Source organism: Desertibacillus haloalkaliphilus (assembly GCF_019039105.1).
Taxonomy (GTDB): domain Bacteria; phylum Bacillota; class Bacilli; order Bacillales; family KJ1-10-99; genus Desertibacillus; species Desertibacillus haloalkaliphilus.
This window is the reverse complement of sequence record NZ_JAHPIV010000028.1, coordinates 1-15,201: the sequence shown is the minus strand read 5'-3', so window position 1 is coordinate 15,201 and position 15,201 is coordinate 1. Positions and strand designations below refer to the sequence as shown.

Annotated in this window: 18 protein-coding genes and 1 riboswitch; of the genes, 4 read left to right on the top strand and 14 right to left on the bottom strand. The window is 38.9% G+C overall.

Annotated elements, in window-relative coordinates; all coding sequences use genetic code 11:
• Positions 1-124: 124 nt before the first annotated feature.
• The 3 genes from gcvPB to gcvT are packed head-to-tail and all read right to left on the bottom strand — an operon-like array spanning position 125 to position 4,053.
• Positions 125-1,588 (bottom strand): aminomethyl-transferring glycine dehydrogenase subunit GcvPB, encoded by a 1,464-nt coding sequence (gcvPB, locus tag KH400_RS20505; RefSeq protein WP_217227819.1) that lies wholly within the window; start codon positions 1,586-1,588, stop codon positions 125-127.
• Complete coding sequence (gcvPA, locus tag KH400_RS20500; RefSeq protein WP_217227817.1) at positions 1,585-2,931, bottom strand: aminomethyl-transferring glycine dehydrogenase subunit GcvPA; 1,347 nt, start codon at positions 2,929-2,931, stop codon at positions 1,585-1,587. The genes gcvPB and gcvPA overlap by 4 nt, the downstream gene beginning before the upstream one ends.
• An 18-nt stretch (positions 2,932-2,949) precedes the next feature.
• On the bottom strand, positions 2,950-4,053 hold the full coding sequence (gene gcvT / locus KH400_RS20495; protein WP_217227815.1) for a glycine cleavage system aminomethyltransferase GcvT: 1,104 nt from the start codon (positions 4,051-4,053) through the stop codon (positions 2,950-2,952).
• Between the two features lie 422 nt (positions 4,054-4,475).
• Positions 4,476-4,575: riboswitch (glycine riboswitch) on the bottom strand.
• A 141-nt stretch (positions 4,576-4,716) separates the two neighbouring features.
• Between gcvT and KH400_RS20490 the strand changes: the two genes are divergently transcribed.
• Positions 4,717-6,405, top strand: a complete 1,689-nt coding sequence (locus KH400_RS20490) for a DEAD/DEAH box helicase (RefSeq protein ID WP_217227813.1) — start codon at positions 4,717-4,719, stop codon at positions 6,403-6,405.
• Complete coding sequence (locus tag KH400_RS20485; protein WP_217227812.1) at positions 6,383-7,177, top strand: YqhG family protein; 795 nt, start codon at positions 6,383-6,385, stop codon at positions 7,175-7,177. The genes KH400_RS20490 and KH400_RS20485 overlap by 23 nt, the downstream gene beginning before the upstream one ends.
• A gap of 174 nt (positions 7,178-7,351) precedes the next feature.
• Here the strand turns inward: KH400_RS20485 and KH400_RS20480 are convergent, their stop codons facing one another.
• Complete coding sequence (locus tag KH400_RS20480) at positions 7,352-7,513, bottom strand: DUF2759 domain-containing protein (RefSeq protein ID WP_217227810.1); 162 nt, start codon at positions 7,511-7,513, stop codon at positions 7,352-7,354.
• 198 nt (positions 7,514-7,711) lie between these two features.
• Positions 7,712-8,194: a hypothetical protein gene (locus KH400_RS20475; RefSeq protein ID WP_217227809.1), complete on the bottom strand. Its 483-nt coding sequence runs from the start codon at positions 8,192-8,194 to the stop codon at positions 7,712-7,714.
• A 96-nt stretch (positions 8,195-8,290) separates the two neighbouring features.
• On the opposite strand from KH400_RS20475, the gene KH400_RS20470 reads away from it, so the two are divergent.
• On the top strand, positions 8,291-8,926 hold the full coding sequence (locus tag KH400_RS20470) for an MBL fold metallo-hydrolase (RefSeq protein ID WP_217227808.1): 636 nt from the start codon (positions 8,291-8,293) through the stop codon (positions 8,924-8,926).
• Positions 8,927-9,460: 534 nt separating this feature from the next.
• A complete protein-coding gene (locus KH400_RS20465; protein WP_217227807.1) occupies positions 9,461-10,591 on the top strand; it encodes a class I SAM-dependent methyltransferase in 1,131 nt (376 codons plus the stop codon).
• A 117-nt stretch (positions 10,592-10,708) separates the two neighbouring features.
• Here the strand turns inward: KH400_RS20465 and KH400_RS20460 are convergent, their stop codons facing one another.
• The 9 genes from KH400_RS20460 to comGC form a co-directional block, all read right to left on the bottom strand.
• On the bottom strand, positions 10,709-10,954 hold the full coding sequence (locus tag KH400_RS20460) for a DUF2626 domain-containing protein (RefSeq protein ID WP_217227806.1): 246 nt from the start codon (positions 10,952-10,954) through the stop codon (positions 10,709-10,711).
• Between the two features lie 156 nt (positions 10,955-11,110).
• Complete coding sequence (locus KH400_RS20455; RefSeq protein WP_217227805.1) at positions 11,111-11,824, bottom strand: helix-turn-helix transcriptional regulator; 714 nt, start codon at positions 11,822-11,824, stop codon at positions 11,111-11,113.
• Between the two features lie 247 nt (positions 11,825-12,071).
• Positions 12,072-12,287 (bottom strand): YqzE family protein, encoded by a 216-nt coding sequence (locus tag KH400_RS20450; RefSeq protein WP_217227804.1) that lies wholly within the window; start codon positions 12,285-12,287, stop codon positions 12,072-12,074.
• A gap of 77 nt (positions 12,288-12,364) precedes the next feature.
• Positions 12,365-12,859, bottom strand: coding sequence for a shikimate kinase (locus KH400_RS20445; protein WP_217227803.1), 495 nt, complete (start codon positions 12,857-12,859; stop codon positions 12,365-12,367).
• A 5-nt stretch (positions 12,860-12,864) separates the two neighbouring features.
• Positions 12,865-13,272, bottom strand: coding sequence for a competence type IV pilus minor pilin ComGG (gene comGG, locus KH400_RS20440; protein WP_217227801.1), 408 nt, complete (start codon positions 13,270-13,272; stop codon positions 12,865-12,867).
• On the bottom strand, positions 13,250-13,678 hold the full coding sequence (locus KH400_RS20435) for a ComGF family competence protein (protein ID WP_217227800.1): 429 nt from the start codon (positions 13,676-13,678) through the stop codon (positions 13,250-13,252). Before KH400_RS20435 ends, comGG begins: the two co-directional genes overlap by 23 nt.
• Positions 13,675-14,013: a competence type IV pilus minor pilin ComGE gene (gene comGE / locus KH400_RS20430; RefSeq protein ID WP_217227798.1), complete on the bottom strand. Its 339-nt coding sequence runs from the start codon at positions 14,011-14,013 to the stop codon at positions 13,675-13,677. The genes KH400_RS20435 and comGE overlap by 4 nt, the downstream gene beginning before the upstream one ends.
• Complete coding sequence (gene comGD, locus KH400_RS20425) at positions 13,997-14,434, bottom strand: competence type IV pilus minor pilin ComGD (RefSeq protein WP_217227797.1); 438 nt, start codon at positions 14,432-14,434, stop codon at positions 13,997-13,999. The genes comGE and comGD overlap by 17 nt, the downstream gene beginning before the upstream one ends.
• Complete coding sequence (gene comGC, locus KH400_RS20420) at positions 14,418-14,768, bottom strand: competence type IV pilus major pilin ComGC (RefSeq protein ID WP_217227796.1); 351 nt, start codon at positions 14,766-14,768, stop codon at positions 14,418-14,420. Before comGC ends, comGD begins: the two co-directional genes overlap by 17 nt.
• Positions 14,769-15,201: the final 433 nt, after the last annotated feature.

Here is a 15,201-nt window from a genome sequence, read left to right as displayed (position 1 = left end):
TATAGAATATAGAGCTAAAGCCGCTTAGGTCATTTTTATTATTTCCACTGTCTACTTGACAGGGGGCAGTTCAAAAGACCAATAAGCACAGCCTCTATTTAATAGCTATAAACGCTACTATTACTTATTTTTGTTGCTGAAAACGAAGGACTGGCTTCCTTGCAGCTGTTGTTTCATCAAGACGGCTAATCACCGTGTGATGTGGTGCCTCTTGAACAATTTCAGGCTCCTCTTCTGCTTCACGAGCAATTTGAATCATTGCATCAATAAACTCATCTAGAGTTTCTTTCGATTCTGTTTCCGTAGGTTCGATCATCATACATTCATCGACATTGAGAGGAAAATAGATGGTTGGTGGATGGTAGCCAAAATCCAACAGTCGTTTTGCCATGTCGAGGGTCCGTACTCCTAATTTTTTTTGTCGCTTGCCGGACAACACAAACTCATGCTTACAATGCTGTGTATATGGTAAATCAAAATGTGTTGCAAGTTTTCTCATCATATAATTTGCATTTAGCACTGCATGCTCTGATACGTTTCGAAGCCCTTTTGGTCCCATCGTCCGAATGTACGTATAGGCACGAACATTAATTCCAAAGTTACCATAATAAGGCTTTACCCGTCCAATTGAATCCGGTCGATTATAGTCAAACAAGTAACGGTCATCAATTTTTACAATTTGTGGTTTTGGTAAATATGGCGCTAAATCAGCTTTAACACCCACTGGTCCAGATCCTGGTCCTCCACCGCCATGTGGCCCAGTAAATGTTTTATGCAAGTTTAGGTGGACAACATCAAATCCCATATCACCAGGTCTAGTGATCCCGAGAATTGCATTTGAATTGGCACCATCATAGTACAATTTCCCACCGGCATCATGAATAATCGTAGCCATTTCAATAATATCTTCCTCAAAAAGACCTAACGTATTTGGGTTCGTTAACATGAGCGCAGCGGTATCTTCACCTACGACTTCCCTTAAGTGTGAGAGGTCAACAAGTCCTTTGTCATTCGTCTTTACCGTTACAGCCTCAAACCCTGCAACAGTTGCTGATGCTGGGTTCGTACCATGTGCGGAATCAGGAACAATGACTTTGGTACGGTTTGTGTCACCATTTGCTTCATGATAGGCACGAATTAACATCAACCCTGTCCACTCTCCTTGCGCCCCAGCTGCAGGCTGCAACGTCACTTCATCCATTCCTGTAATTTCCGCTAACGATGTTTGTAACTCATAGAGTAGCTCAAGTGCCCCTTGTACTTGCTCTTCAGGCTGATAAGGGTGAAGTTGCGAAAAGCCTGGATACCTTGCTACATCTTCATTGATTTTTGGATTGTATTTCATCGTACAAGAACCTAATGGATAGAAACCTGAATCAACACCATGATTCCGTTTTGAAAGTGCAGTATAATGCCGCATTAATTGCAATTCGGAAACTTCAGGCAACTCCGGTTCTTCTTTGCGTATAAATTCAGTAGGTAGTAAGTCGTCTAGCGGTTCTTCCGGTATATCTTGTTCCGGTAAACTATGACCAATTCGGCCTTGCTTACTTAACTCAAAAACAAGTGCTTGATCTTTTTGTCTCATTTTATTGCAGCCCCCAATTCTCTTACAAACGTATCGATCTCAGACTTTGTACGAATTTCAGTAACAGCGACTAGCATATGTCCGCTCAGTTCAGGGTAATCACGACCTAGATCATACCCACCAATAATCCCCTTGTTAAAGAGCTTTTCATTGATATCGCTTATTGGTTGATCGACTTTGATTACAAATTCATTAAAGCTTGGCTGGTCAAAAGCAACCGTCAGCCCCTGCCTACGCAATTGCTTTTTAGTATAAGCAGCCTTCTGAATATTTTGAATCGACATTTCTTTAACACCTTTTTTCCCGATCGCACTCATCGCGACAGATGAGGCAAGTGCATTTAACGCTTGGTTGGAACAGATGTTAGACGTCGCTTTTTCTCGTCGAATATGCTGCTCTCGTGCTTGTAATGTCAACACAAACCCTCGCTGCCCCTTATCATCAGTTGTTTGACCAACTAAACGCCCAGGTACTTTTCGCATTAATTTCTTTGTTGTCGCAAAATAACCGCAGTGTGGACCTCCGAATTGAGATGGAATCCCAAACGGCTGTACATCACCAACAACGATATCAGCACCAAAAGCACCTGGTGGCTGTAAGACACCTAACGCCAATGGATTGCTAGAGACGACAAAATGTGCCTTTTGCTGATGAGTAATGCGCTCAATCTCAGCAAGGTCTTCAATTGATCCAAAGAAATTCGGATATTGGACGATCACACAAGCGGTGTCCTCATCGATTTCTTGTTCAAGCTGGTTGAGGTCAGTGACTCCATTAACAGTATCAATGGCAACGACGTTAAGATTTTGTCCATATGCATTCGTATAAAGAACGTCACGAGCTTCTGGGTGTACAGCCTTAGAAACAATGATTTTTTTTCTCTTCGTTTTTCCTGCACTCATCATCCCTGCTTCAGCAAGAGCGGTTGGACCGTCATACATCGACGAGTTAGCAAGCTCCATTCCTGTCATTTCACTAATCATCGTTTGAAACTCAAAAATTGCTTGTAGCTCTCCTTGTGAAATCTCAGGCTGGTATGGCGTATAAGCCGTGTAAAATTCTGACCTAGATATGACATGATCAACAATTGAAGGTATATAATGTTGATAAACACCTGCACCTAAAAAGGATATCTTTTGTTGCAAATGAACGTTTTTATTAGCTAACCCTTGTAAATATTTCACCAGTTCTGGTTCTGTTAATGCCTCTTTCAGCTTTAAATCACCTTTAAAACGCACCTCATCTGGTATATCAGAAAATAATTCTTCAATCGACTCTACGCCGATCGTATATAGCATTTCTTTTTGATCCATTTCAGTCATCGGCAAATAACGATGTGACATATGTATCCCCCTCAATGTTTATTTTTCAGAACGCTTATAAAATGGCGTTTTTATGACTTTTGCTAAACGCTGTTTGTTGCGAATATCAACTGATACCTCTGTACCTATGTCGGTATAAGCCTTATCTAACAGAGCCAAACCGATATTTTTCTTCAGTGTTGGCGACTGTGTCCCCGTTGTGACAGTACCGACCTTTTTATCACCTGAATAAACGGGATAATCAGTTCTTGGAATTCCTTTATCAATCATTTCAATTCCGACCAATTTACGTTCAGGTCCTACTTCTTTTTGTTGTTTTAATCGCACTTTACCAAAGAAGTTTTCCTGTTTTTTAACCTTCACAGCGAAGCCAATCCCTGCCTCAATCGGTGTAATTTCTTCGGTTAACTCCTGACCATAAAGCGGTAATCTTGCCTCAAATCTCAAGGTATCACGGGCACCTAATCCACATGGTACTACCCCCTCATTTGCCCCAGCATCAAGGATTTTCTTCCAAAGAATCGGCGCACCTGCATTGTCACAATAGATTTCAAAACCATCTTCACCGGTGTAACCCGTTCGTGAAACGAGTGCATTCACACCAGCAATGTTTACCCCATCTTGAAATCTAAAAAATGAAATATTACTTAAGTCAGTTGCTGTTAACGTTTGTAGCACCTGTTCGGCAATTGGTCCTTGCAAAGCGAGTTGAGCAACCTCTGATGAGCGATTGGTAACCGAAACCCCTTCCCACTCGTGAAAATGTAACCACTCAAGATCCTTTTCAATATTAGAAGCATTAATCACAAGCAAATAGTCATCATCTGCTTTCTTATAAATAATAAGGTCATCAACGGTTCCACCATCCTCGTAACACATCGCCGTATATTGCACTTGACCTTGTGATAACGCTGAAACATCATTCGTCATCAACAGTTGTAGAAATGGAAGGGCTTCCTTTCCTTTTACTTCTACCTCTCCCATATGAGAAACGTCAAACAAACCAGCCTTCGTTCGAACCGCCTCATGTTCCTTTTTAATGCTAGAAAATTGAACTGGTAATTCCCAGCCTCCAAAATCAATCGTCTTTACACCTGTTTCTTGATAAATCTCATACATGGGTGTTCGTTTTAATTGATTCAAAAGATCCCCTCCTAAACGTAATTACAATGTATCTAGATTAAAAAACTCAAAAGAACAAAAATATTCTGACTTAGTGTTGTAAAAAAAAGACCACCCGCCCTCTACTTCAGTCAAAGGCGGTGTAAGTAAGATTCCTTCTATACCCGTGCTTCTTTGCTGGCGCACTCCGTCCCTCGACCTTCCTCGAACCAACTTCTTTTCCTCAGTGATTTGACCATAAAACTTAATCCCAAGGCGGTGCGAGTAGCGTTCTTCTCTGATTACTTATCCTGTTCACGCACTCCGCCCCTTGACCACAAAAAAAGACAGAAAAGTAGTGTGGATCACACGTACTTCTCTGTCCTTAAACCAGAAAGTTTCTTTCCTATGATCTCAGGAAATGTCTTCGTGGGTGGCTCTATGATGAGCACTCTCCAGAGGTGCGTCAAGCAAGAGTTCTTTTGCCTGAGAGATTCACAATCATCATTGCTTGCTCCTTCGGCGCTGCTTCACATTGTCTACAGTCTCTCCCCTTGCTTTCATTCGCAAATATATCAAGTTAATCGAATTCTTTACATGAATGATTCATGAACAGGAAACAATTAGGTCATACTAAATATATTAATATCCTACCATTAGCAAATCATGATTGGCAATAATAATTTTCAGGAAAGGATGATCGCCATGAACGTCGACATCGAATATTCTACTGATTGGCAAGATGAATTTTTACAAAGAATCGAAGAAGACGGTCCATGGGCAAACTGGGAATTATTTAAATTAGCCTATGAAACAGAGCAGCATCTATCAATCCCTGACTTCCATGGCCTTCAAGCGCCAAAGCACTTACCACACTTAAAACCGTATCCACATCAGCTTGAGGCAGCCAACACAGTCATTGAAAACATGAACGGTAAAGCGATACTAGCAGATGAAGTCGGCCTTGGAAAAACAATCGAAGCAGGGCTTATATTAAAAGAGTATATGATTAGAGGACTAGCAAAAAAAGTGCTTATCCTTGTCCCTGCCTCACTCGTTTCGCAATGGGCGATTGAACTCAATCAAAAATTTTTTATTCCCGCAGTCGCACAAAAGAAAAGCTATGTATGGGAACAATGCGATGTCGTCATCGCTTCGATCGATACAGCCAAACGAAACCCACATCGCGATATCGTTTTAAATCAACATTATGATATGGTGATTATTGACGAAGCCCATAAATTAAAAAACCCTAAAACAAAAAACTATGAATTCATTAAACACTTAAAGAAAAAGTTTTGTCTACTATTAACTGCGACACCTGTCCAAAACAAACTTGAGGAAATTTTCAACCTCGTGTCACTGCTTAAGCCTGGACACCTTGGGGATGAATCTTCCTTTCAACAAGCATATAAATCGAACAAACGAACACCAAAGAATGACGAACAGTTACGTGAGATTATTAACAAAGTTATGGTCAGAAACCGGCGTGAAGAAACAGGGATCGAATGGACAAAACGAATTGTCAAAACAGTGCCTGTTACGCTAAGCAAAGAAGAACGTACACTATATGATGCGGTCACATCCTTAAAGGATGACGAAACGATCCGTGCAAACCACTTTTCACTCTTAACGTTACAACGAGAAGTTTGTAGTAGCCGTGAAGCTGCATTTATGACATTGAAAAATATGATTGAAAAAGCACAAGCCGAAGGAAGAGATATTCCAATTGCCCAAGATTTCATGAATATGATAGGTGCAATCACGAAAAACTCTAAGGCTGAAAAAGCATTAGAAATTATTCAGAATATCAATGATAAAGTGATTATCTTTACTGAATATCGTGCCACACAGCTTTATCTGCAATGGTTTTTAAAACAACATGGGATTTCATCGGTTCCTTTTCGTGGCGGATTCAAACGTGGCAAAAAAGATTGGATGAGACAGCTTTTCCAAAATAATGCCCAAGTCCTTATTGCCACTGAAGCCGGTGGTGAAGGGATTAACCTTCAATTTTGTAATCACATCATTAATTATGATCTGCCTTGGAATCCAATGCGTATTGAGCAACGAATCGGGCGTATTCATCGTCTTGGTCAAGAAAAGGATGTTCATATTTATAATTTTGCTATTGAAAACACAGTCGAACAACACATTTTACAACTACTCTACGAAAAAATTAACCTCTTTGAGCGTGTCATCGGCGAGCTAGACGACATCCTGATGAAGATCGAATTGCCGTCACTTGAAGAACACGTCACTGACATCCTTCTTCATTCAGAGAGCGATGGAGAAATAAAAATCAAGATGGATCATCTAACAGCAGTAATTAATGAAGCTGATCATTTGGAAAAAGGAGCTGAAGAGGAGCATGCAGCAACAAGACATTCATGATTACCTAGAACGCTACTTTATAGCCAATGACTGTCAAGTTATTGACAAGACTGATGGTCACCTGCACGTACAATTATCCATTGATCTTGACAAACGGTTAATGAATCGACCCTTTTATTGGCACTACCTAGAAAAAACAGGTGGTGTCCCAAATCCAATGCAAATGCAAATCATCACAGACGAAGCAAATGCGCCTGAACAACAGAAAGGTGAAAAAGTACATTTCGGTTCACCACGTCTCCATCAAATCTTTCAGTCAACAAAAGAGTTAGGTGGGTTTATTCGCTTGTATGAGAACATTGATCGTGGGAGTAATCAATCCATCCCACTTCAACCTTGGCTATGTTTAAATGTTAAGGTTTCTTATCAATGTGACCGAAAAAAGGATGTGATTTACTCTCTAGGGCTAAATTTGATTCATGGACAAATTGTAGATGGATTTTTTGACCAATTAGTCGATCGTTCGTTAACACCAAAAATTCCAGATTATTGTTTTACATTATCTCCATTAATCAAACCAAAAAGTGGACTCCTTCGACTTGAAAAGTTAATCTATAACTTGATTGAACAAGAAGATGAAAAGTGGGCCATTGAAGCAAGAGAGCGACTAGCCGAAGACCTAAACCTACTCGATCGCTTTTATGAAGAAAATGAGGAAAAACCCGAAACATACCATCGCGAAAAAGAAGCAATTGAAAGTCAATATAAACCAAAAATTAAAGTTAATGTCATTAATGGTGGCATGTTTTATTTACACCAGCAAGTATTTTAACCACTACGAACTAAAGAAAAAAAGCTTCTCCTACTACAGTGTACCACCCTCATCTTCTAATCTAAGGTGGTACGAGTAAGCCTTCTTCAATAATCATCATCCTTGCTGGCGCACTCCGCCGCTTCCCAAAAAAAAAAGAACCTATCTATTAGGTTCTTTTTTTAGCTTATACGTCTATGCACCGCCACCAAGAATCGTCATGATTGAAAACCAACCAAAGACAAGTAGTGATGCTCCAGCGAAAGCAACTCCAATAAAGTTCTTTCTGCGCATTTCTCGGAGTACACCGAACGCGCAAAGAATTGCAACTAATAATAAGTTAATAGCAAGAAACATACGACAAATCCCCCCTTTTATGTACAAGTAATTGAGTTACCCAGACATTTGTCCAAATTTATTATACTCTTCTAGGAGGAACGTTTCATCCATAATTTTTGACAAAGATGTCACAAAGACATTCCTCACTACTCATAGCTTGGGTATTTTAGTTACATTTTACTCTTTTTATAATGTTTTGTCGAGTTTTCCTTTGATTTACTTCGTTATGAATTTAACCGTAATCTCATAGGCATTCGCATATCCTATGATTAGATCCTCAAATTGGCGATCAACAAAATAAATAACATCACCTTGCTTGTCTTTTGCAATGAGGTCCTCAGCCATTTGTAGCAAGGACATGTCGATTTGTTCATGTAAACCACCTGTTATTTTAAATGGGATCGTTGTTTCTTTATATAAATAAGATTGTCCACTGTTTGAAACAAAACCATAATCAGAAAAACTCTCTTCGACTTCTGGGTCTTCTAAATAATATACCCCGAACTCTTCCTCTAACATGTCATTTTCATCATAAAATGCAGCTAACGCCTTTGCCTCCTCATATGTTTCCACAACTGCTAATTGCTGGTCTCGATCAATAATCTTTGCGACTTCATTTGTCTTTCTAATCATTTGTGAAATGAAGCCCGGTGATTTACCTTCTGGACTTTTCATCTCAACTCCATAACGAATTTTCATATACATCCCCCCTAATGTATGCCATGACTTCTTTTTTGAATGAAAGATGTATTAAGTGTAAAATAAGAAGCAAATGGATGCAATGGAGGCGATAGGATGAACTGGGAACAAATCCCCTTAGGACCGTTACAAACAAACGCATATGTACTATCAAATAACGAAGGAGAAGCTATTATTTTTGATCCGGGTGGAGAAGGAGAAAAACTAATCACATATTTAAAAGAAAAAAAACTTCGTCCGCTAGCGATTTTATTAACACATGCACACTTTGACCATATCGGGGCTGTGGATGATGTTAGAAACGAATATGTCATCGATGTTTACCTACATGAGAATGAAAAAGATTGGTTACGTGATGGTAGCAAAAATGGTTCAGCCCTCTTTCTAGGGAACCAAGAAATTTCTATTGGTGAACCCGACCAACTGATCACAGAAGAAGGAAAACTGACGATCGGCTCTTTTACGTTCTCAACCTACGAAACACCTGGCCATTCACCGGGGAGTGTTTCCTTTTACCATGCAGAAAGTAACACCGTTTTTTCAGGTGACGCCCTATTTTCTGGTAGTATTGGTCGAACTGACTTGCCAGGTGGTGATCACCAACTATTACTAACGAGTATTCATCGAAAACTATTAGAGCTACCTGAGGAAACGACAGTGGCCTGTGGACACGGTCCAACTACAACGATTGCTCAAGAAATGGATGCGAACCCATTTTTATCTGGGTTCTAAAAACGAACCTCAAGTAATTAGGCTGTCGTTTATGCTTTTGCTATAAAGACAGCCTAAAGCTTCATCTGGAGGGGAGTTTACGATTGAACCAAAAAAAGAGACCTCCATCAGGAGATCTCAAGGGGAGTAAATCGTATTGATTAAATGAACTATGAGGGGGAGGGGGACTCCCTTTAATCATTGTATTACCAATGTATAAATAGTATAAACTACGCTTAATACCGTGTCAACAGTATTAACCTACAGAGATTAGATCTCTAGATCAAATTACTTTGTAAAGAATCTATAAGTGTCTGTTGAAAGAGCAGGACAAGAAGAAGCGGTCGGTTAAAGTTGCAGAGCCGACACTAGCACGTCCTGTATGTCGAAAGTTCGAGACGAGGTAGGTAGGAGGTGCGGAACGTATGCTTTTCATACATGAGCGCACACGAGCAAGTCAACGAAGAAATTCGACAATCTTTTTTACCTGGCTTTTTGAACACCCTCTAGATATTAATTTTGTAATCAAGCCGTCAGTCATAAAGGAGCCGATTCATGAAGACTTTATTAAGAGATAAAATAGAACGCAACGGTGGTAAAATCACATATGCAACCTATATTGACACTGTTTTATATGCCGAACAAAAAGGCTATTATATGAAAGAGAATCAAAAAATTGGAAAACAAGGGGACTTTTATACAAGCTCTAGCATTCACTCGGTATTTGGCAGGGTCTTCGTACCTCTTTTCCATGAGATTCTTACGAAGAATCAATTACCTATACATATTTGTGAAATCGGCGGAGGAGATGGACGCTTTGCTTACGCCGTATTGAAAGAATGGCAACAGCACTCCCCAGAAACGTTTTCAACACTACGCTATTCAATCGTAGAAACAAGCCCCTATCATCGAAAAATACAACAACAGTACTTATCGGAGTTTCCACAAGTACAGCAATTTTCAAGCTTAGAGGAGATGAAGGGCTCCGTCCCTCACTTCTCGGGAGTTCTGTTTTCAAATGAACTATTTGATGCCCTCCCTGTTCATGTTATCGAGCAACGTAATCATACCTTATATGAAGTATTTGTAACGATGAATGAAGATCATTTAGCGGAAGTGAAAGAATCTTGTACGAACAAAGACATCCTAGGTTGGATCAATCAATTTGGTCCCAACTTACGTGAAGGACAGCGAATTGAAGTCCCATTGGTTATGAATCATATGGTCGATTCCCTAGCTGATTGGATGGAAAAAGGTGCACTTGTCACGATTGATTACGGGTACACAAAACAAGAATGGGAACAGCCGGAACGGATGGACGGAAGTTTAAGAGGGTATTATCAACATCAACTGATTACTAATCCACTACTCCATCCTGGAGAAATGGATTTAACGACGCATATTCATTTTGATGCTTTAATCGAACAAGGAAATCGGAATGGACTAACGACTGAATCGTTCATGCGCCAAGACAAGTTTTTACTCGCTGCCGGAATCCTTTCATACCTCGAGAATCATTATGATCCTAATCCTTTTTCAGAGCAAAGCAAGAAAAATCGAGCCATTCGCAGCCTCATCACTGATAATGGCATGAGCCCTTTTTTCAATGTCCTTCTCCAGCAAAAAAATTTGAAGTACAATGGAAATTATCAATCACTTAGTCATAATCCCCTACATAAGTCTTGAACCTCACATGACTTAAGTCACGAGTGTTCTCGCCCGATTCATGAAGAAAAGCGGTGCAATAGCACCGCTTTTCTTATTGTGATTTTGTGTCAATGTATGTAAGACACATTCTTGTTTTTAGTGACCACCAACACCCGGCACCATAATAAATGTTGAGTAGTAGGTAAAGCCGACAAAGAATACTGTTAAATACGCGCCAAAGATGTACATATACATACGCTCAGATAAATTCAAATAACCTAAAGCTAAGAATGCGCCTGTTTGAGCGAAAAATAGCAAAGCCATGTTTAACATATCTCCAACATAGAATAAGACAGAAAAGATCCCTGTCCAAAAAGCTAGTACTCGAAACATCCGATCCATACATTTCCCCTCCTTCTCGTTAATGTTTCTTCCTGCCTTCCACATGATCAAGTGGGTACAGGTAAAATAAGCTTATCATAGTAATTATATATGACAAAATATTCTGTTGTAAATGATTTATGAGTGGCAAAATCGTGTCAAATACTCAGCACATAATTACTTCGGTAATAAAACTGTCGAGTATGAGCATGCCCGTTGTTCAGGGTCAGTCATTAAATGATTTTCTTTTAAGTTAACATCCCCAAAGAAATACTCAAATATACCTTTAAGCATCTGGTTATGCATGTTACATAACGCTCCCGTATACTCTTTCACTAATTCTTTAAAGGTACAATTATAAATCTTAAAGTCAATCGTTTGTCTCTTTTCGTCAAACTCAATGTCAGGATTTAAGCCTTGGTTAATTGCAATTTTTTCAATACAACTGACTTTCTCCTCAACAGTTAACTCTTCAAGTTTTTGCGACGTTCTCGCTAAGAATTCCTTTGCTGCTTCCTTTCCGTACTTATGCCCTAAAGCCGTTAAGGCAGCTTGACCTTCATCTCCTAATGAAACAAGCGCTTCAACAGCCATTCCCGCTAACTTTTGGTAATCACGGTAAGGAAATTGTAAGTTAATCACTTCATCAGAAATTCGATAAAAACGGCTAGGACGGCCGCCCTTACCATTCTTCTTTGTCTCTGACTCGAGCATATTTACATCCTCAAGTTTCGTTAAATGTAATCGCGCGACATTTGAATGGATGTTAAACTGCTCGGCAATGGCTTGAACTGTCACATCTTCTCGCTGTCTAGATACATACTGATAGATGGAAAATCGTGTTGGGTCAGATAAAACATTCGTAATTTTTAGCGTTTGTTGCTCCACCATACTTCACTCCTTCTCTCTATCCATTATAATACACAAGCATATACAAATAAATCTATATCCACCGTTTAAAAAGATTGAACTTAACATTTCCTTGTTTGTGACCTCTTACATTTAAAGAAAACAAGCGAAGTAACGATGGTATTTTATACTAGAATATTTTACTTATAGTGTATACTAAATTGGTAACTTAGACTAGGGATTTTTCATGTATAATGAATAAGATATACTAGTTAACACACAACAACGCTCAAAGAAAGGTTTTCTTTGAGCGTTGTTTTTTACTACTTTTAAATTTTTTGATAAATATTGAGATGGATAAAGGTAACAAACCAAACCAATGATAATGAAATGGTAACTTCATCGCTTTTAACTCTTCTTTTTTGGCACGTTGTTCTTCCTTAGGACGATCGACATACGTAACGAATTGCTCCGTCAAAAATTTTACATAATCATTGAGTGACATGAATCCACTACACTCCTCAATTGCTCTTTAAAGCCCCCAAGATTCGTATTAATCAGTGTACCCAAGTCACTCTTCTATTATTCAACCTTCTTTTTAATCGTGTATACAATATCTTCTAATGATTGATTCGTCGTATCAACGACATGATTGGCATCTTCATAATGAGGGAGCCTGTCAGCAAACAAAGTAGCTACTTGTTCTTTATTTTTTCCTTTCAAAAGCGGTCTAGACTCGTCGCCCTCAAGCCTGTTAAAAATTTCTTCAAGTTCACAATGCAAGTAAATAATTACACCTTTCTTTTTCATAATGTCGCGATTTTCTTTTTTTTGAATAATGCCCCCACCTGTTGTCACAATAAGACTTTCACCAGTGATCTCATTTAAAGCCTCAGTTTCATACGTGCGAAATGCTTGTTCTCCTTCTTTTGCAAAAATGTCTGGAATCGTTTGACCCAACTTATTCTCAATATACTGATCCGTATCAACAACCTCAAAGCTTAGAAATTCAGCTAATTGTTGACCAACCGTTGTTTTCCCTGCTCCCATAAATCCTGTTAAATAAATAATTGCCATCCTAGCTAATTTACCTCCCACCATGCTTTCATTGTTAATGTTTCTAAGTCATAATACAATCTTACTAGACGCTTTCTTCCTTCAATCGTTTCAAGCGTCAACCTTACATATAATGTATCATCTAGTTGCTCCTGAATCCAATACGACGCTGTACCAATTTCGTAATGAAATTGACCATTTGTATCAACAGTATCTTCCCTTAACACATCATCAAGGTCATGAGCCCCCATCTGTGCAAGTTGTTCAATTATATAAATTTGTTCTTGTTCATAAAAAAATTGTTTTTCATTTAAATATTGTTGCAATTGATGCAGGAGCACACCGCTTACGATAAACGTTAACACCATCGTAAGTGGCATAATAAATCCTTTTTGTTTACAAATCGTTGGCTTATCTCGTCGCCGTCCGGTCATATCCCATCGACATCCTTCGTTGAAAAACATTATCATCCAAATCAATTAAAGTAATTACTACACCATGGTGTACAAGCTGAAAATTGACATCCTTTATCTTACGGGCAATAATGTCATTGCCTAATGTATTCACTTGACGACGAATCCGCTCACCCCGTTGCTTGAAAGAAACCTCTTTCCCATCAGCTAGTTCTAATATTAGTTGATGGTCAACGACACGAATATCCCTTGCTTCCCTAACCTCCATCGCCAGCTGATTTAATGTCAGTGTGCCTTCTACTAATGATAATGAGTCAGGTTTATTCGTATCAATGACTTGGACAATCAGCGGAAACAAGGAAGCAATCATCACAAAAATTGTAAATGATATAATGGTCTCAATGAGTGTAAATCCACCTTCCTTCATTTTTTTGCATATCCACACCTTTCATAAGAGCGATTGTTACTGCCATGCCAAGTCACACATACTTGTAATGTTTCATGAGCAATCGTTTTAGATTGGAGATCATATAAAGTACCATTTACATCCACTTCTTCTGCATTTACTGAATTGTATCGATCATATAACCAGATCTGCAGTCTATCATCAATCAATGACAAGGCTTGTTGTTGCTCTCTAATCGTCACTCTCTCTCCATAAACAATTGTCAATGTTGGAACGATCGTCATCGCTAAGACAGCTAAAATTGATAATGCGACCATAACCTCAATCAGAGAGAAGCCTTTATGACACTTGTTCAATGTAAAACCTCCCCTTGCCTAATAAAAACACCATTCTGTACACGTGATTATCGATATAGATATGAATTGTTCGGGGATTTCTGATATTTCCAGTCGGTAAGTAGGTGATTTCTGACGTTGATATTCCGGGATCGATAATAATCGATTGATCATAATCACGCCTAACCACTGGTTCAGTGTATTGACGAAGTTCATAGGAGTTTGAAGCGAAATGAAATCGTATCGTTGCAGATGTACCTGTACTTAAAGCCAATTGTTGGAGGTAATGAATATCACTTTCTAATTGTTGGAGGAATTGCTCAGCTTTTTTTGCACTAGCAAGAGGTTGAAAGGAGACCAGTGTAACACTAGTGATAATTCCGAGAATCATTAATACGATCATCATCTCGACTAGTGTATATCCTTTACTCGCTGTCGTCATTTGAACCGTCAACTTCAGGAGGATTTTCATCATTCTTTATTACGACGATTCCATCATCCAACTCGAGTTCCGTACCATCCGGACATTCCACTCGTTGAACATACTTTTCATCCTCTAATAGAGTTAAATCTGTTAACTCCGCATTTTCTTCAATCTTATATGCACCAACTTGAGACTGTAACAAATCAATCGTTGCTTCACACCCTTTTGAACTAGCTACAGAATTATTTTTAGTCATGTTGGGCACAGCAACTAATAACAAAATCGAAATAATCATCAAGACAATCATCATCTCAATCATCGTAAAAGCAGCTTGTTCTTTTAATTTTTTCATTTGTCATACACTCCTTAGGAATTGAAAGATGAGGGAAAATAACATAAAGTACTAGGGTGAACCACAACATGAGGTAAGGAAAAAGTGGAGAACATCAAAGTGGGCAGCCATCGCGCTAATAAATGAAGTGGCTTACATAAATTATACGCGGATAACAGGGAATCAATAAGATACGTGTTTTTGAGAGGTAATCACTCCTTTACTTGAAGGTGTGAATTTGAGGTAAGACATAAGAGGTTATTTATGCAATTTGACAAAAGATTAATTATTCCTTCTTTTTCTGACAAAAAATAAAAAAAAGAACTAATTATAGTTCTTTTGATCGTGTCGATAAATTGATAATTATTTAATCAAGTAATGGTGCGGGTGAAGGGAGTCGAACCCCCACGTCATAAGACACTAGATCCTAAGTCTAGCGCGTCTGCCAATTCCG